This window comes from Marinomonas colpomeniae (assembly GCF_014803385.1).
GTDB lineage: Bacteria > Pseudomonadota > Gammaproteobacteria > Pseudomonadales > Marinomonadaceae > Marinomonas > Marinomonas colpomeniae.
Genome location: NZ_JACYFC010000001.1, coordinates 1,060,489 through 1,076,712 on the forward strand (window position 1 = coordinate 1,060,489; position 16,224 = coordinate 1,076,712).

The following is a 16,224-nucleotide window of genomic DNA, read 5'->3' on the forward strand; positions in this document are numbered from 1 at the left end:
TTTTAATTTAATTAGTGCTGTGGCTTATAAGAGACACAATCTGTTTGAGGTTTTTATAATCTTTATCATTGAATTCTGTGCGTGTTTCTAGCCAAAGAATGACTGTTTCATGTTCTGATGTAGTCGTTGAAGCAAGTATTAAATGACTATTACTATCTATTATTTGGTCTGAGGTGTGTGGGAAATCCTTTAGTACACTATCAAGTTTTGTTCCGAATAAATGAGTCGCCGATTTTTTATTTGATAATTTTTTGAATATAGGAGATGGCGCATTCCATTGAATAGCTCTTATAACATCCAGATTATAACCAAATTGAAATAAGGGAGAGCATTTGTTGTTTGAGTGTTTGAATATAATACAATGCTGTGTATTAGGAATGGCTTGTTTAATAGCCTTTAAAGCAAGATTGGCTTTTTGTTTCGCCTCGTAATTTGTTTTTTTACTTAATGTATCTTTGAGTGCGGCTATTGGAGATAGTTTGGTCTTTTTTGATTGCGAAGACCGCTTGTCTGTATATAGTTCGGGGTCAAGTAGTTGTTTTGCGAGTGGGATTTTACCTTTAGTGTTATAAAGTCTGGCAGCTTCAGTGCTCGAGAAATGTGCTGTCTGGATTATTTCACCAATGTGGCGATGCATTACTGTGGCCACAACGCGATAGAAAAATGGTAGTTTTTTTGAATCCCACCCCATTCTATTTGCTTCATGAACGACTTTGTTAGCGCAGTAAGTAAAAATAAGGGGGTTGTTTACTAAGATAGTAAGTCTTTTGTCTTCAGTAAAGCCTGGAAGTTCATCTGGATTGTGAGCTAGGTGGGCGAGTGTTTGCATTTCATTTTTGTTTGGGATGTGTTTGGTTAAAAATGAATCAATAATTTGGTTCGATGTATTCCAATATGCGCAAAGGCGAATAGTTAATTCATCAATGCGACAACCTAATGTACTTAGTTCTGCTTGGCTGGACGTATCGCCTTGTTGAATTTTTTGATTGATGGTAGTCATGACAGGGTAGGCATAAAACCATAAAAGCCATCTTGCAGAATCTCGAAAGAGTGTTACCCAAAAAATATCGTCTTCGTTACCCGATCTTTTTTCTATGGCCCAATGTCTTGCCATGGTTGCCGCTTCATAGCTTGTTTGTATTTCACTTAAAAATGCTGACAGGTTAGGCGTGGGCTTTTTTGTTAGATCGTAAGATAAAAAACGAGGGAAAAGCCTAGCTATGCCATTCATTCCTACCATGGCGGCAGCGTGAAAAGGTGTTTTTATTTCACCATTTTTGTTTGGTACGATTCTATTTGCTTCATTTAAAATAGCAAAAGAAAGTAGAGGGTCTGACGCTATGTTTTCTTGCATTGCATCAAGTGTGTCTTCTGTTCTTTTAATTTGGGTGTTAAGGCGCGCTAAATTAACCGCTTTGACAGGGAACTGTTTGTTTTTAAGAAAATGAAGCCATTCATTTAGGCTAGAAGGTGACTTGTCTTTCATAGCTGGTTACATTAGAGGCTCGGTTATTTACGTGTATTTAAAGCGCTTTTATATTTTTGATCTTATTTATCATACTGTATATTGAAGTAAGAGCATACTTTGTCATTATTAAGGAAGAAAATATGTTTGCATTAGCAGGCGTGCTAGTCGTTATTGTTAGTGTGGTGTGGGGATACTTGGCATCTCATGGAAGTATGTTGGCATTATGGCAGCCTTTTGAAGTTATTATTATCTGTGGTGCGGCGTTAGGGGCGTTTATGCTTGCTAATCCATTTGTTGTGCAGAAAAAAGTATTTACTATGTTGCCCCAAATATTCTCTGGGAGTCGACATAATAAAGCATTCTACCTTCAACTATTAGGCGTTATGTATTGTCTTTTTCAGAAAAGTCGTCAAGAGGGTTTTCTCTCTATTGAAGATGATATCGAATCTCCGTTTGATAGTGAGTTGTTTAATCGTTTCCCAGATGTAATTCGTGATCATGAACTGGTGGAATTTCTTACAGATAATTACCGTATTTTTATTTTAACAGGGCTTCCTGCTTATGAGATGGAAGCTATTATGGATAATGAGATAGAACAAATTGAGGAAGAGCTTGTTGCACCAAGTCATGCATTAACTCGAGTTGCTGAAGGTCTGCCAGGGTTTGGTATTGTTGCTGCAGTTTTAGGCATTGTTATTACTATGGGGTCTATTGGTGGGCCTTTAGAAGAAATCGGTGCTCATGTCGCCGCGGCTTTAGTGGGTACATTCCTCGGTATCTTTTTTGGTTATGGTTTCGTTGGTCCTGCTGGGACTCATTTAGAAAACTTGGGAACAAATGAGCTAAAAGCGTATTTATGCGTGAAAGCAAGTTTGAATTCAATTGTGTCTGGTTATGCACCGCCTGTTGCGGTTGAGACTGGTCGCAAGTTACTTCCACCTGATATGCGTCCAAGTTTTGCTGAATTGTCTATTGAACTTCAGCAGTATCGTTAAGATGAGCCTATACCAAATTAAGGGGAATATTTGATGGCCTTAGGCTCTAATGGATTGGTAATTAGGCGTGTCAAGAAAGTCAAAAAAGGCGGTCATCATGGCGGGGCTTGGAAGATAGCCTTGGCTGATTTTGCTTTGGCGATGATGGCGTTATTTTTGGTTCTATGGTTACTGAGCGTAGCTTCTCCTGAAGAATTGGCAAGTATTGAAGGTTATTTTCAAGACCCTATAGGTCCTTCTACTGCTGGCTATAGTGCAAATCCTATTGACCTTGGTGGCAGCCCTGCAAAAAGTAATGAAAAAAAATTAGATTTACAGTTGCCAAAATCGGGCAGTGTCGATGTGCCAGAGCGTGAAAATAGAATTGGTAATGGAGCTGAAACTTCCGAGTCAAATAGCCTAAATGATGTTGTACGTGAAGAAATGGAGAGGATGAATGTTGTCTTGTCCGAGCAAAAAAATCTACGTATTGAAATTACTCCGTTGGGTGTTCGTATAACTTTGCTGGATAACCCTGACAAGCCAATGTTTGAGCGTGGTAGCGCTATAATGATGCCAGACATTGAAAATACGCTGTTAAGTATGTCTCCAATTTTTAATAGAGTTAAAAACCCAATAGTCATTACAGGACATACTGACTCTTCTCGTTTTGGAGATTCACGACGTTTGGATAACTGGGACTTATCGGCTTTGCGCGCAAATGCGGCTCGTCGTATATTGGAAGAGGGTGGTGTTGAGGATTCAAGAATTGCTCAAGTAATTGGTTTGTCTGATAGTGTGCCTTACAATCGATTCGATACCGACAGTGCTGAAAACAGACGGATTAGTATTACCTTATTAACTGATGACGCTTATAAAAAACTATTGGATCGGAATCGAAGTAATTTTGGTAACCCGGTGAGTCAATCTGATTTAGATCTAACACCGGAAACCGTTTTCTAGAAGGCTTGGTTTTCTCTAATTGATTGTTTAATTCTTAAGAAGCTCTGGAAGCGATGTTCTGTTATTTCACCTTTTTCCAGCGCTTCTAAAATTGCACATCCAGGTTCTTTTTCATGGGCGCAGTCTCTGAATCGGCAATAGCCGATGTGAGGGCGAAACTCAACAAAGCCATTTAATAGTTCCTCTTCAGAGATGTGCCACAAGCCAAATTCACGTATTCCTGGTGAGTCAATAAGATCTCCGCCTTTCGGCATGTGGAATAGGCGTGCTGTGGTTGTTGTATGGACGCCTTTTTTTCTTTTCTGTGAAAGCTCCCCAACAGTGATGTCTATGTCAGGAAGTATTGTTCCTATGAGGGACGATTTACCAACACCTGATTGGCCAACGAATACACTGGTTTTATCTTGTAGGAAGCTATAGAGGGATTCCATGCCTTCTTTATACTTAATGGAGGTTCGAATTATTTTGTAATTTAAATCTTCATAAGTTTTTAATAGTTCATTTAACCCTGCTTCGTTCTTGCTGTCGATTAGGTCGCATTTATTTAAAAGAATGACGGGGGGGATGCCTACTGTTTCTGCAGCGACTAGGTAGCGATCGATTAAGTTGGCGTGAGCGACCGGCTCAGCAGCAATAACCACTACGATATGGTCTATATTAGCGGCAACTGGCTTTAAACGGCCGTGCATATCTGGACGAGAAAGGAATGTGTTGCGAGGAGTTGTTGCAACAACCACTCCTCCATCATTATGCTTTGGGCGCCATACGACTTTGTCGCCAGTAACCAATTGACCTAGGTTAGCGCGTAAATTACAACGTACCGAAACCCCAATAAAAGGTTCTTGTGTACCTTCTACTTCTACTTGGGTGCCGAAATGCGAAATGATCATGCCTTCGGTTTCGGGCCCAAGATCGGAAGATTGAAGTAATTCTTCAGCAAGATCTCCTCGCTTTTGAGTGCGTTCTACGCGTTCTTGGTGAATTCTTTCAATTCGCCAAGTTTGTTGTTTGGTAAGTTTTCGCTTCGACATTAGGCTCGTCTGATCATATAGTAAGGCGCATAGAGTATAATGCTTGGCATCGAGAATAAAGGATTTGAAGTATATGAGCTTAAATGAAGAAAATTTAGTATGGATTGACCTTGAAATGACAGGGTTGGAACCAGACACAGACACGATTATTGAGATTGCCACAGTGGTTACTGATAAACATTTGAATATTCTGGCGGAAGGTCCAAGTCTGGTTGTCCATCAAGATAAATCGGTGATGGATGCGATGGATGAGTGGTGTACGCAACATCATGGCGATTCAGGACTGACGGCAAGAGTGTTGGCTTCTAGTATTAGTATGGCCCAAGCGGAAGAGGAAACGATCAAGTTTTTGGAGAAGTATGTTCCTGCTGGCGTTTCTCCTATTTGTGGCAACAGTGTTGGTCAGGATCGTCGTTTTTTATATCGTTACATGCCTAAACTAGAAGCGTTCTTCCACTACCGTTATGTAGATGTTAGTACTATTAAAGAGTTAGCTAAGCGTTGGAAGCCTGATGCCCTAGAAGGGTTCCATAAATCGGGTGCGCATTTGGCGCTTGATGATATTTTAGAGTCTATTGGTGAGCTTAAGCATTATCGTCGTACTATGTTTGGTCTTGATGATGCTGGTTTGAGCGACTAAAGCTTTAAACTTAAAGGTTAAGATGAAAAAGTAAGCGCTTTTGACTCTTTTACTGAGTTAAGCGCTTATGTAGTACTAAGCTAGTAATTAATCGTGCTTTTTAGAGAAGGGCAGAAGCACCATCCCAGATTAGTTTGATTCCTGTTAAGGATAGAAAAAAATACATGTATTTGAAGAAGGCCTCGGTAGGGATTTTATAATGCAACCAAGCGCCTAGCTGAACTCCTGCATAAGCAAGGGGGATAAAATAAAGCGATAGTAGAATATTAGAAGTGTTTAGCTGTCCAAGAATGCCATATGGAATGAGTTTGACGTAGTTTACAGCAGCGAAAATAACGGCGGCAGTGGCGACATATTGGGTTTTATCTAAATTGGTTCTGAGTAAGTAGACACTCATTGGAGGTCCGCCAGCGTGAGCGATAAAACTTGTGAAGCCTCCAAGTGCACACCAGAACTTGCCTGTTATCGCGCTAAGTGGCTTTTTTTGAGATGTTGTGTTTTTTTTCGGCCATGAGTTGATCGTAAAGCCAATCGCAATTATACCAACGACAATTTTTAGCCACTCTGTAGAAAACCATGAAGCAGTTAACCCACCAATAATAATACCAATTATGGCGGCGGGGATGCATTTTATTAGTTGCTCGGTACTCCATTTTCCCCAGAATTTTTGGACGGTAAAAATGTCCATAACGCAAAGTATTGGAAGCATGATCGCGGCAGCAAGAGTGGGGGATGTTTGGAGTGAGATAAGAGGTACAGCGATAACACCAAAAGCACCGGAGAAGCCTCCTTTGGATATTCCTGTTATAAAAACGGCAATAGCGATGAGAAAGATAAGGAACCAATCCATATAAATGCTCTTTATTTTTAATTGTTGTTATTTAGTTGGTAAAGCGGATGTTTTTATTATGTGTTATCTAGTCTTGTTTCAAAAGGTTTCTGTATTAGAATTGTTTAAATGTTAGTTTTTGCTCCGTTGAGTGAAGAAAGGATAAATACATAATGCGAATAGAAAAAGAAGTGTATGGAGAAGAGGCAATGGAGAAGCTAGGAGAAGCTTTTTCATCTTCACTCCATATTGGTGGTGTTGTCTATTTAGATGGCGACCTAGGTATGGGGAAAACCACATTAGTAAGAGGTGTTTTATGTGGCCTAGGGTACGTAGGGCCTGTAAAAAGTCCTACTTACACGATTGTTGAGCCTTATGAGATAGCAGGGGTTGAAGTTTTTCATTTTGACTTATATCGAGTGACAGACCCTGAAGAGCTTGAATATATGGGGATTCGAGATTATTTTTCAGAGAGTGGTTTGTGTTTGATTGAGTGGGCTGAAATGGGGCGCGGTGTGGTGGCTGAGGCGGATGTTGTTGTTTCATTGACGTTAATACCTGAAGGTCGACATGTGTCTTTTGAGGCTAAAACAGAAAAAGGCCGTGTTGCCTTACAGGCCCTAGGAGATGACATAACTACTTGATGTATAGAAGTCTTTACTATAAGTAAGATTGAGATCAACTTGATCAGCAGTTATAGTGGACAGATATACTAGCTAGCTGTCTGATATGCATACTAAATTTCATACTCATCTTTGTGTTTTTATAACGTTAATTTTATCTGTTGCGTCTTTTTATGTGGCGGCGGCAGATGTTCGAGATATACGTGTTGCTCAGCAAGAAGGCGTTACCCGTTTAGTGTTTGAGCTTTCTGGTTCCTCTGACCATCGTCTCTTCCCCCTTTCAAATCCTGAGCGTATTGTTCTTGATATTAGTAATGTCGAATTGACTTCTTCTGTTATGAGTAGTTTATCTTCTCTATCGTCTGATGTTTTGTCGCGAGTGCGTTATGCCAAGCGAGATAATGGCGTGCGCTTTGTATTAGATTTAGTTAGATCTGTAAAGGCAAAAAGTAGCGTGTTGGCGGCTAATGGAACGTATGGCCCGCGAATATTAATTGAACTTGAATATGGTGTTCGTAAGCCTGCAACGATTGTGAAAAGTTTGGCGACTCTTTCGCAAGAAAAGCGGGATATTGTCATAGCAATTGACCCGGGTCATGGTGGGAAAGATCCTGGTGCTTTGGGTCAATATAAAGTGCGAGAAAAAGATATCGTACTTTCTATTGCTAAAGAGTTAGCAAAACGAATTGATGCTGTAGATGGCTTTAAATCGGTTTTAACTCGTTCAACGGATACTTATCTTAAGTTACGAGATCGCTCACGGGTTGCCCGAGAGGCAAACGCGGATTTGATGATTTCTATCCACGCAGACGCGTTTACTAAATCAAGTGCGAGAGGTGCTTCTGTGTGGGCTTTATCATTAAGTGGAAAGAGCTCTGAGATGGGGCGCTGGCTGGCTCAGCAAGAAAATTCAGCTGACTTGGTTGGCGGTATTTCATTAGACGATAAGGATCAGTTGTTGGCTGAAGTGTTGCTAGATATGTCAATGAATTCAACTATTCATATGAGTCTTAATATAGGTAAAAGTGTATTGGGTGAAATGCGCGGAGTTGCTAGGCTGCATAAAGATACCGTTCAGCAGGCTGGTTTTGTAGTGCTTAAATCGCCCGATATTCCCTCTATTTTGATTGAGACGGGTTTTGTCTCAAATAAAACGGAAGCTAAAAATTTATCTAGCCGAACGTATCGAGTCAAGCTTGCGGCTTCTATTGCGAAAGGGACTGTTGAATATTTTACCAAGAATGCACCTGATGGCACCTTGGTTGCCTGGAAGCAAAAAAAGCATTCCGATTATATCTATGCGGTAACAAAAGGAGATACTTTGTCTGAAATTGCCCGTCGTAACAATGTTTCTCTAACTGTTTTGCGCCAAGCAAATAATTTGAAAAACGATGTTATATGGATTGGTCAAAAACTCGTTATTCCTGCTGGGTAGAATACTATTTAATCTCCTTGTGATAGACAAGGCGATACTATTATTAAAGGTCGTTCATGAACAGAATTAATCTATTATCTCCGCGTTTAGCTAACCAAATTGCAGCAGGTGAGGTGGTAGAGCGACCTGCTTCTGTTGTGAAAGAGTTACTTGAAAATAGCTTGGATGCGGGTGCTTCACAGCTTGATATCGATGTTGAGCAAGGTGGTGTGAGGCGTATAAAAATACGCGATAATGGCACTGGTATTATGAAAGAAGACCTTTCTTTGGCTCTGAGCCGGCATGCAACCAGTAAAATTATTACATTAGATGATCTAGAGGCAGTTCGTACCCTAGGGTTTCGTGGTGAGGCGCTTGCAAGTATTAGTTCTGTTTCTCGAATGCATCTTACCTCTCAAGCCGAGGGTGAGACTGAAGCTTGGCGTGTAGAAGTTGAAGGGAAAGATATGGCGGCAGCTATTCGGCCTGCGTCCCACCCTGAAGGCACGACAATAGATGTGTGTGATTTGTTTTTTAACACGCCAGCCCGTCGAAAATTCTTACGTACTGAAAAAACTGAATTTACTCATTTAGAAGAAGTGGTAAAGCGTCTGGCTTTAAGTCGTTATGAAACGGGTTTTCGTTTAAGTCATAATGGTAAGCAAGTTTACGATCTTCGACCTGTTACAGATCAACTCCATGCGGAGCATCGATTAGCGACTCTGCTTGGTAAGAAGTTTATTGAAAACTCCTTAACATTAGATGTCGAAGCCGCTGGGTTACGGTTGTGGGGTTGGATTGGATTGCCAACGTTTTCTCGATCTCAGGCAGATCTACAGTATTTCTTTGTAAATGGCCGAGTCGTGAAAGATAAGTTGGTGGCACACGCTGTGCGCCAGGCTTATCGTGATGTTTTGTATAATGGGCGTCATCCTACTTTTGTCTTATACCTTGAGTTGGATCCAGCAACAGTGGATGTCAATGTGCATCCTACTAAGCATGAAGTGCGTTTTCGTGATGGTCGTTTGGTTCATGATTTTCTGTTTAGTCGAATACATAAGGCTATTGCTGATGTGAGGCCTGAGTCTGATGCTGCGCCAACAGGTATGCAGGGAGGATCAATAGTTGAGCCTGAGATTACCGAGCAGTCAGCTTTGCCTCTGACAAATCGTTCATCTACGGCGGGAATGGATTGGATGAGGCCTACTTCTAATAGTGTTGGGGCTTCAGATGTCCGAGGGCAGCTTGACGGAATGAGTCGCCTTTCTGGTTACGCTCAAGAATATACTGCTCGTACTGAAGAGGTTGACCCTGAAACTGGAGAGGTAAGAGAAATTGCACCGATAAATTCTATTGGTGTGTCTGGGCCTTTAGAGCAAAGAGACGATTATCAGGCTGTGCCTCCTTTAGGTTTTGCTGTTGCTCAGTTGCATGGTGTGTATATTATTTCTGAGAGTGAGCAAGGGCTTATCTTGGTGGATATGCATGCGGCTCATGAGCGAATTGTTTATGAAAGAATGAAAACGGCTTTTTATCAAAAAAGTATTTCCTCTCAACCACTACTGGTCCCAATTAACGTTTCTGTTTCACAAAGTGAAGCGGATCTTGTTGAAGAAAGTGGTTATGTTTTTGAGTCGTTTGGCTTTCGTGTAGAAAGAACAGGACTAGAGAGTGTAATGGTCCGTGAGGTCCCCGTTATACTGATTCGTGGCGATGTAGAAGGGCTTGTGCGTGACGTAATTAGTGATTTGGCGGCTAATGGTATTTCAGATCTTATTGAATCTCGTGCGAATGAGTTGATGGCGTCAATGGCTTGTCATGGTGCTATTCGAGCAAATAGAAAACTAACCATTACAGAGATGAATAGTCTTCTTCGAGATATGGAAGTAACTGAGCGAAGCGGGCAGTGTAATCATGGGCGACCAACTTGGGCGCATTTAAGTATGTCTGACTTGGATAAACTCTTCTTGAGAGGGCGTTAAGATGACAAAACCAAATGTTGTTTGTTTAATGGGGCCAACCGCCTCTGGAAAAACTGGGTTAGCAGTTGAGTTGGCTGAAAACCACAATTTTGAAATTATCAGTGTGGATTCCGCTTTAGTATATAAAGGTATGGATATTGGCACTGCAAAACCGGACGCCGAATTACTAGCAAGGGCGCCACATCGTTTAATTGATATTATTGATCCTCTAGAGTCTTATTCTGCAGCTGATTTTGTTCTTGATGCAGTGGAGCAGTCTCAAGAAATACTGGCAAAAGGTAAGACGCCGCTATTGGTTGGCGGTACTATGATGTATTTCAATGCGTTGCAAAAGGGTTTGGCGGAAATGCCAACAGCGGATGCTGGCTTACGTGCAGAAATTGAAAAAGAAGCGCTTGAAAAAGGCTGGCCTGTATTGCATAACGAGTTACAACAAATAGACCCTGAGGCCGCATTACGAATTCACCCTAATGATCCTCAGCGCTTGCAGCGGGCAATCGAAGTATATCGTCTGACTGGCAAAACAATGTCTCAGTTATGGTCTGAGCAAGGGACGGTTTCTTTACCTTTTGAAATGATTAATGTGGCTGTTATGCCAAAAGAGCGAAGTGTTTTACATCAGCGTATTGAGCAGCGTTTTAGTGAAATGATGGAGCAAGGCTTTCTCGATGAAGTTGAAGGTTTTTACCGTAGAGGGGATTTATCTATTGATATGCCCTCTATGCGCTGTGTTGGCTATCGACAGCTTTGGCAACATTTAGACGGGGTGGATTCTCTAGATGATGCTATATTTAAAGGTGTTGTTGCTTCACGTCAGTTGGCAAAAAGACAATTAACGTGGCTGCGGGGTTGGGAAGATTTGATGATTTTTGATAGTTTGTCTCAAAATCTTACTGTCGAGGCCTTGAATTATATAGAAAGCAGGATTATATAAGGGGAAATGGATAAAAAATTGGTGTAGTATCTACCGTATTGTTTTATCAATATTTAATTTAAAATTTTGCACTTACTTAAGGAGATTCCAATGTCAAAGGGGCAATCATTACAAGACCCTTATCTAAATATCCTACGCAAAGAAAGAGTTCCAGTGTCTATCTTTCTTGTGAATGGAATTAAGCTTCAAGGTCAAATCGAATCATTCGATCAATTCGTGATTCTACTAAAAAATACTGTTAGTCAAATGGTTTATAAACATGCCATTTCTACAGTTGTACCTTCTCGTACTATCCGTGTTCCATCTCCTGATGATGAGCCTGAAGGCGCTGCTGAATAGTTTGTCTTTAATACGACAAACAGAGGAATACCATATTGTTTTTTGAACGCCCAGATAGTGGTGATCTTGCTGTATTGGTTCATATAGATTTTCATATTCAAAGTGAAAGTTATGGGCCGGAAGAGTTTGTTGAGCTTGCTATTTCCGCTGGTGCGGATCCTGTCGCAGTTGTTTCAGGGTCTCGCCAACGTCCAGATGCTAGGTACTTTGTAGGTACTGGTAAACTCGCTGAAATCAAAGATATTGTTGATCGAGAAGAAGCTGAAATTGTGCTTTTTGATCATGCTTTGACACCCTCTCAAGAGCGAAATTTAGAAAGCTATTTACAGTGTCGAGTGATTGACCGTACAGGGCTTATTTTAGATATTTTTGCTCGACGTGCACGAACTCATGAAGGCAAGTTGCAGGTCGAGCTTGCTCAGTTACAACATACGTCAACTCGCCTTATTCGAGGTTGGACGCATCTAGAACGCCAAAAAGGCGGTATAGGTATGCGTGGGCCAGGTGAAACCCAGCTTGAGACTGACCGTCGGTTATTAAGGGAACGTATTAAATCTATTCAGAAAAGATTGGCTAAGGTGGATGCTCAGCGAGATCAAAATCGTCGATCTCGTTCACGTTCAGAAATGCCTGTTGTATCTCTTGTTGGTTATACGAATGCAGGTAAGTCAACCTTATTTAACCATGTTACTGGTGCGGATGTATTCGCGGCAGATCAGCTTTTCGCTACGCTTGATCCTACATTAAGACGTTTAGATATTGAGCAAGTAGGTACAATTATTTTAGCGGACACGGTTGGTTTTATCCGACAGTTGCCCCATAGATTGATTAAAGCCTTTCAGGCAACACTGAAAGAGTCTTCGGAAGCTGATTTATTATTGCATGTTGTTGATGCTGCGGATTCTTATCGTGATGACAATATTGCGCATGTAGGTGTAGTACTGAAAGAAATTGGTGCTGATGAAGTCCCAACGCTGACCGTTTTTAATAAAATTGATGCGCTTCCAACCGGAGAGCCTCGTATCGATAGGGATGTTGATGGGAACCCTTATCGAGTTTGGCTGTCTGCTCGTGATGGGCAGGGTTTGGATTTGCTTAAGCAGGCTGTTGCTGAATTGTTGGCAGTAGATGTGTTTAATGAAAAACTTTATCTACCAAGTAATTGCGGTCGATTAAGAGCGATGCTTTTTGAGCATGGTGCAGTGAAAAATGAACGTTTTGATGAAAGAGGTCAATCTGTTCTTGAAGTGAAATTGCCTAAAAAAGATTATTTACAGATTTTGGCACGTGCTGGCATGTCTGAGGATCAGATCGAAGCTGCATAAGTTGCACAGGATTATCATTAAAATAAAGTGGAGATGTAGTATGGCCTGGAATGAACCGGGTAATAACGACAATGACCCATGGAATCCAGATAAAAACCGGAATAATGGTACTGGGCGCTCTGATGACGGTCGTGAAAAAGATACCAACAACGACGACCCTTGGGGTCGTAAGTCTGGAGGGAAGGATCAGGGTCCACCGGATCTTGATGAAGCCTTCCGGAAGTTGATGGATATGCTTGGCGTGAAAAAATCTCGCAAAACAGGCGGTCCTAATGGTGGTGGTTCTAATATGTCGGGTAAGTTTGGTGGAAGTTTAATCATCATCGTCTTACTTGCTATTGGCGGTTTGTGGGCTGCGACTGGTATTTATCAGGTTGATCAGCAAGAGCGTGGTGTTGTGATGCGCTTAGGTAAATACCACTCTACTGTTATGCCGGGCCTTCATTGGAATGCGCCTTTAATTGATTCTGTTAGTAAAGTGAATGTAACTAAGGTTCGTTCTCTTGATCATAAAGCGTTAATGCTTACTGTGGATGATGCTATTGTTGAGGTTGGTGTTGGGGTTCAGTACTCGGTACAGAATCCAAAAGACTTCTTATTTAACGTACGTAGACCTGAAGATTCTTTAGCTCAGATTACGGAAAGTGCGCTTCGTCATGTGGTTGGTAGTTCTGAAATGGATCAGATTTTAACTGAAGGTCGTGAGCTTTTGGCGGCTGAAGTTAAAGAGCGTATGCAGGATTACAGTGATGCTTACGGTACTGGCTTATTGATTTCAAAAGTTAACGTTGAGAACACTCAGGCACCAACTCAGGTGCAAGAAGCGTTTGATGATGTTATCAAGGCGAAAGAAGATGAGTTGCGGGTCCGTAACGAAGCAGAATCATATGCGAACGGCATTATCCCTGAAGCGCGTGGTCGTGCGCAGCGTATCAGAGAGGAAGCGGAAGCTTATCGATCTGAAATAGTTGCTCGAGCAAGTGGTCAGGCAGATCGTTTTGACCGTTTATATCGAGAGTACACGAAAGCGCCAGAAGTAACCCGTCGTCGTTTGTATATAGAAACGATGGAATCGGTTTATAAAGATGTGAATAAAGTTGTTGTTGATACTGAGGGTGGAAATAACATGATGTATTTGCCTTTGGATCAATTGATGAAGCAACGTTCAGCATCGTCTGAAGGGGCGACTTCTGTCGGTTCTGGAAATATTGGGTCGTTAACGGATCAGGTTATTGAAGAGATTCGTAAGCGTCAAAGCGCAACTATTCGTAGAGAGGGAAGAAACTAATGAAAGGCTTTTCTTTTTCAGTTTTATTTGTTGTTCTTCTCGGTATGTTGTTTGCTTCTCAAACGCTTTTTGTTGTGAAAGAAACAGAGCGTGCGGTAGTGCTTAAGTTTGGTGAGATTGTTGATGCGGATGTGCAGCCAGGTCTTCATTTTAAACTTCCGATTATGAATGAAGTTAAAAGATTTGATGCTCGAGTTTTAACAATGGACTCTCGTCCTCAGCGTTATTTAACGCTTGAGAAGAAGGCTGTTGTTGTTGACTCTTATGTTAAGTGGAAAATCGATTCTGTTTCTAAGTTCTATCAAGCAACATCAGGTGACGAAATCGTTGCCAACCGTGTATTGTCTTCTCGTGTTGATACTGGGCTTAGGAATAAGTTTGGTGAGCGGACAATGAATGAGGTTGTTTCTGGTCAACGTGATCAGTTAATGACTGAGTTGCGCGATGATTTGAATTTAGTTGCTCAAAATGAATTGGGTATTTCTATTGTTGATATTCGTGTTAAACGAATTGATTTACCACCTGATGTGAGTGAGTCGGTTTATCAGCGTATGAGAACTGAACGTGAGCGTGAAGCTCGTGAGCATAGGTCGAAAGGTTTAGAGCTTGCGGAAGGTATTCGTGCTGATGCTGATCGTCAACAAGTTGTATTAGAAGCTGAAGCTCAACGTGATGCGGAAATGATTCGTGGTGACGGTGATGCTAATGCAGCTGCTATATATTCTAATGTTTACACGCAAGACCCTGAGTTTTACGAATTTTATCGTAGTCTTCAGGCGTACCGTGAAAGCTTTAATGGTAGTAGCGACTTGTTCGTTCTTGAGCCAGATAGTGAGTTCTTTAAGTATTTGAATAGCTCTACTGGTACTCCTGCAAAATAGAGTGAGTATTAATTAATAATCGTACTTGAAGCCTATTTGTTAAAATAGGAAACATGTTACTATTATACAAACCGGGCAAAGCCCGGTTTTTTAATGGTCAAAATAAAGAGAATCTATGCAAGAACTGTTGCAGTCGCTGTTGGTTGGCGTCAGCCTTTTATTGATCGTCGAGGGTGTTTTGCCTTTTTTGACTCCAAATATATGGAGAAGGATTATGGAAAAAGCCATCGCAAGCTCTGACTTTAATTTACGTATTATTGGGGCGGTTAGTATGTTTCTTGGATTAGTCCTTCTTTTGCTGACACGAAGCTAAGAGGAAAAATTAATGACATTAGCAGATCGCTGGTTACTTCCTGAAGGTGTTGATGAAGCGTTACCTGAACAGGCCGCAAAAATTGAACACCTTAGAAGAACTCTGCTTAATCTCCATGAAAGTTGGGGATACCACTTAGTAATACCTCCTCTTTTAGAGTATTTGGATTCCCTTCTTACAGGTGCTGGTTCAGACCTAGAAATTGAAACCTTTAAAGTAATTGACCAATTATCTGGTCGACTTTTAGGTATTCGTGCAGATTTCACCTCCCAGGTTGCTCGTATTGATGCGCATTGCCTCAAAAATGACGGCGTTGAGCGTTTGAGTTATTGCGGTAGTGTTTTAAGAACGATGCCATCTGGCTTGGATGGTACGCGTAGCCCTATTCAGTTAGGTGCAGAAATTTATGGTCATGGTGGCGTTGAAAGTGACATTGAAGTCTTGTCATTGATGTTGCAGACGTTATCTTCAGCAGGTATTTCTAATCTTGTTCTTGATCTTGGACATGTTGATGTCGTTAGCGGTGTATTGACGACTTGCGATCTTAGTAATGAGCAAGAAAGTAAATTAATCGAATTATATAAAACAAAAGATCTACCTGAGCTTGATCGATATGTTGATAGTTTGTCTTTGTCTGATGCTCACAAGCAGTGGCTAGTTGGTTTACCTCGTTTGTGTGGTGGTAAGGAAGTGTTGGGGCAGGCGGCTGAATTATTTGGCGAAGTTAACTCATCTATCAATGATGCGATTGTGTTGTTGAAAAAATTGAGTGATGTGGTTTGTCAGCGCTTTCCTAGCGTTGGGCTGCATTTTGATCTGAGTGATTTGGTTTCTTATAGCTATCATACCGGCGTTGTTTTTGCGGCTTATGTTCCCGGTCATGGTAACGCAATTGCACGCGGTGGTCGTTATAATAATATTGGTGAAGTGTTTGGTCGTTCTAGGCCTGCCACTGGTTTTAGCACTGACGTTAAAGCTTTGGTTGCTTTAGCTGATGTTGTAGTAAGTAAACCTAAAACAGTTATATCACCAATTTGTTCAAGTGATGCGCTTTGGAAAAAAGTGAATGATTTGCGCTCTGAAGGATATCGAGTGGTAGAGGTTTTAGATGACCTGTATTCTGGGTGTGCTGATTTTAAATTGGATTTTGTTGATGAAGCTTGGCAGTTGATGCCAACTCAAAACTAAACTTTTCTTTAAGAACTATCTAAATGAGACCT

General features: G+C 41.2%; 16 protein-coding genes. 13 read left to right on the plus strand and 3 right to left on the minus strand.

Annotation, left to right across the window (positions count from 1 at the left end; genetic code table 11):
- Nucleotides 1-7 precede the first annotated feature (7 nt).
- Complete coding sequence (locus tag IF202_RS04985) at nt 8-1,486, minus strand: HDOD domain-containing protein (protein ID WP_191593741.1); 1,479 nt, start codon at nt 1,484-1,486, stop codon at nt 8-10.
- Nucleotides 1,487-1,608: 122 nt separating this feature from the next.
- On the opposite strand from IF202_RS04985, the gene motA reads away from it, so the two are divergent.
- Together motA and IF202_RS04995 are read left to right on the plus strand one after the other, a co-directional pair.
- Nucleotides 1,609-2,463 (plus strand): flagellar motor stator protein MotA, encoded by an 855-nt coding sequence (gene motA / locus IF202_RS04990; RefSeq protein ID WP_191593742.1) that lies wholly within the window; start codon nt 1,609-1,611, stop codon nt 2,461-2,463.
- A gap of 33 nt (nt 2,464-2,496) precedes the next feature.
- Nucleotides 2,497-3,405 (plus strand): flagellar motor protein MotB, encoded by a 909-nt coding sequence (locus IF202_RS04995; RefSeq protein ID WP_191593743.1) that lies wholly within the window; start codon nt 2,497-2,499, stop codon nt 3,403-3,405.
- Here IF202_RS04995 and rsgA read toward each other — a convergent pair.
- Nucleotides 3,402-4,436: a small ribosomal subunit biogenesis GTPase RsgA gene (gene rsgA / locus IF202_RS05000; RefSeq protein ID WP_191593744.1), complete on the minus strand. Its 1,035-nt coding sequence runs from the start codon at nt 4,434-4,436 to the stop codon at nt 3,402-3,404. The genes IF202_RS04995 and rsgA overlap by 4 nt on opposite strands.
- A 73-nt stretch (nt 4,437-4,509) precedes the next feature.
- Between rsgA and orn the strand changes: the two genes are divergently transcribed.
- Nucleotides 4,510-5,076, plus strand: coding sequence for an oligoribonuclease (gene orn / locus IF202_RS05005; protein WP_191593745.1), 567 nt, complete (start codon nt 4,510-4,512; stop codon nt 5,074-5,076).
- A gap of 100 nt (nt 5,077-5,176) precedes the next feature.
- Here orn and IF202_RS05010 read toward each other — a convergent pair whose 3' ends face one another.
- Entirely contained in the window at nt 5,177-5,926 is a 750-nt protein-coding gene (locus tag IF202_RS05010; RefSeq protein ID WP_191593746.1) for a sulfite exporter TauE/SafE family protein, read from the minus strand.
- Between the two features lie 152 nt (nt 5,927-6,078).
- On the opposite strand from IF202_RS05010, the gene tsaE reads away from it, so the two are divergent.
- From tsaE to IF202_RS05060, 10 genes are all read left to right on the plus strand, one after another.
- Nucleotides 6,079-6,549, plus strand: coding sequence for a tRNA (adenosine(37)-N6)-threonylcarbamoyltransferase complex ATPase subunit type 1 TsaE (tsaE, locus tag IF202_RS05015; RefSeq protein WP_191593747.1), 471 nt, complete (start codon nt 6,079-6,081; stop codon nt 6,547-6,549).
- Between the two features lie 85 nt (nt 6,550-6,634).
- Nucleotides 6,635-7,963: an N-acetylmuramoyl-L-alanine amidase gene (locus IF202_RS05020; protein WP_191593748.1), complete on the plus strand. Its 1,329-nt coding sequence runs from the start codon at nt 6,635-6,637 to the stop codon at nt 7,961-7,963.
- Nucleotides 7,964-8,019: 56 nt separating this feature from the next.
- Complete coding sequence (mutL, locus tag IF202_RS05025) at nt 8,020-9,924, plus strand: DNA mismatch repair endonuclease MutL (protein ID WP_191593749.1); 1,905 nt, start codon at nt 8,020-8,022, stop codon at nt 9,922-9,924.
- 1 nt (nt 9,925) lies between these two features.
- Entirely contained in the window at nt 9,926-10,858 is a 933-nt protein-coding gene (gene miaA / locus IF202_RS05030) for a tRNA (adenosine(37)-N6)-dimethylallyltransferase MiaA (protein ID WP_191593750.1), read from the plus strand.
- A 90-nt stretch (nt 10,859-10,948) separates the two neighbouring features.
- Complete coding sequence (gene hfq / locus IF202_RS05035; RefSeq protein ID WP_191593751.1) at nt 10,949-11,197, plus strand: RNA chaperone Hfq; 249 nt, start codon at nt 10,949-10,951, stop codon at nt 11,195-11,197.
- Between the two features lie 35 nt (nt 11,198-11,232).
- Nucleotides 11,233-12,522, plus strand: coding sequence for a ribosome rescue GTPase HflX (gene hflX, locus IF202_RS05040; protein ID WP_191593752.1), 1,290 nt, complete (start codon nt 11,233-11,235; stop codon nt 12,520-12,522).
- Between the two features lie 40 nt (nt 12,523-12,562).
- Entirely contained in the window at nt 12,563-13,810 is a 1,248-nt protein-coding gene (gene hflK, locus IF202_RS05045; RefSeq protein ID WP_191593753.1) for an FtsH protease activity modulator HflK, read from the plus strand.
- Nucleotides 13,810-14,691 carry a protease modulator HflC gene (hflC, locus tag IF202_RS05050; RefSeq protein WP_191593754.1) on the plus strand — a complete coding sequence of 294 codons (882 nt, stop codon included), beginning with the start codon at nt 13,810-13,812 and terminating at the stop codon, nt 14,689-14,691. Before hflK ends, hflC begins: the two co-directional genes overlap by 1 nt.
- 115 nt (nt 14,692-14,806) lie before the next feature.
- A complete protein-coding gene (locus IF202_RS05055; protein ID WP_191593755.1) occupies nt 14,807-15,004 on the plus strand; it encodes a DUF2065 domain-containing protein in 198 nt (65 codons plus the stop codon).
- A gap of 12 nt (nt 15,005-15,016) precedes the next feature.
- Entirely contained in the window at nt 15,017-16,192 is a 1,176-nt protein-coding gene (locus tag IF202_RS05060; protein WP_191593756.1) for an ATP phosphoribosyltransferase regulatory subunit, read from the plus strand.
- The last annotated feature ends 32 nt before the right edge of the window (nt 16,193-16,224 follow it).

Bases quoted from the DNA above. Each gene is read 5' to 3' on its own strand.
- IF202_RS04985 (WP_191593741.1), bottom strand. From the start codon at position 1,486: ATGAAAGACAAGTCACCTTCTAGCCTAAATGAATGGCTTCATTTTCTT.
- motA (WP_191593742.1), top strand. From the start codon at position 1,609: ATGTTTGCATTAGCAGGCGTGCTAGTCGTTATTGTTAGTGTGGTGTGG.
- IF202_RS04995 (WP_191593743.1), top strand. From the start codon at position 2,497: ATGGCCTTAGGCTCTAATGGATTGGTAATTAGGCGTGTCAAGAAAGTC.
- rsgA (WP_191593744.1), bottom strand. From the start codon at position 4,436: ATGTCGAAGCGAAAACTTACCAAACAACAAACTTGGCGAATTGAAAGA.
- orn (WP_191593745.1), top strand. From the start codon at position 4,510: ATGAGCTTAAATGAAGAAAATTTAGTATGGATTGACCTTGAAATGACA.
- IF202_RS05010 (WP_191593746.1), bottom strand. From the start codon at position 5,926: ATGGATTGGTTCCTTATCTTTCTCATCGCTATTGCCGTTTTTATAACA.
- tsaE (WP_191593747.1), top strand. From the start codon at position 6,079: ATGCGAATAGAAAAAGAAGTGTATGGAGAAGAGGCAATGGAGAAGCTA.
- IF202_RS05020 (WP_191593748.1), top strand. From the start codon at position 6,635: ATGCATACTAAATTTCATACTCATCTTTGTGTTTTTATAACGTTAATT.
- mutL (WP_191593749.1), top strand. From the start codon at position 8,020: ATGAACAGAATTAATCTATTATCTCCGCGTTTAGCTAACCAAATTGCA.
- miaA (WP_191593750.1), top strand. From the start codon at position 9,926: ATGACAAAACCAAATGTTGTTTGTTTAATGGGGCCAACCGCCTCTGGA.
- hfq (WP_191593751.1), top strand. From the start codon at position 10,949: ATGTCAAAGGGGCAATCATTACAAGACCCTTATCTAAATATCCTACGC.
- hflK (WP_191593753.1), top strand. From the start codon at position 12,563: ATGGCCTGGAATGAACCGGGTAATAACGACAATGACCCATGGAATCCA.
- hflC (WP_191593754.1), top strand. From the start codon at position 13,810: ATGAAAGGCTTTTCTTTTTCAGTTTTATTTGTTGTTCTTCTCGGTATG.
- IF202_RS05055 (WP_191593755.1), top strand. From the start codon at position 14,807: ATGCAAGAACTGTTGCAGTCGCTGTTGGTTGGCGTCAGCCTTTTATTG.
- IF202_RS05060 (WP_191593756.1), top strand. From the start codon at position 15,017: ATGACATTAGCAGATCGCTGGTTACTTCCTGAAGGTGTTGATGAAGCG.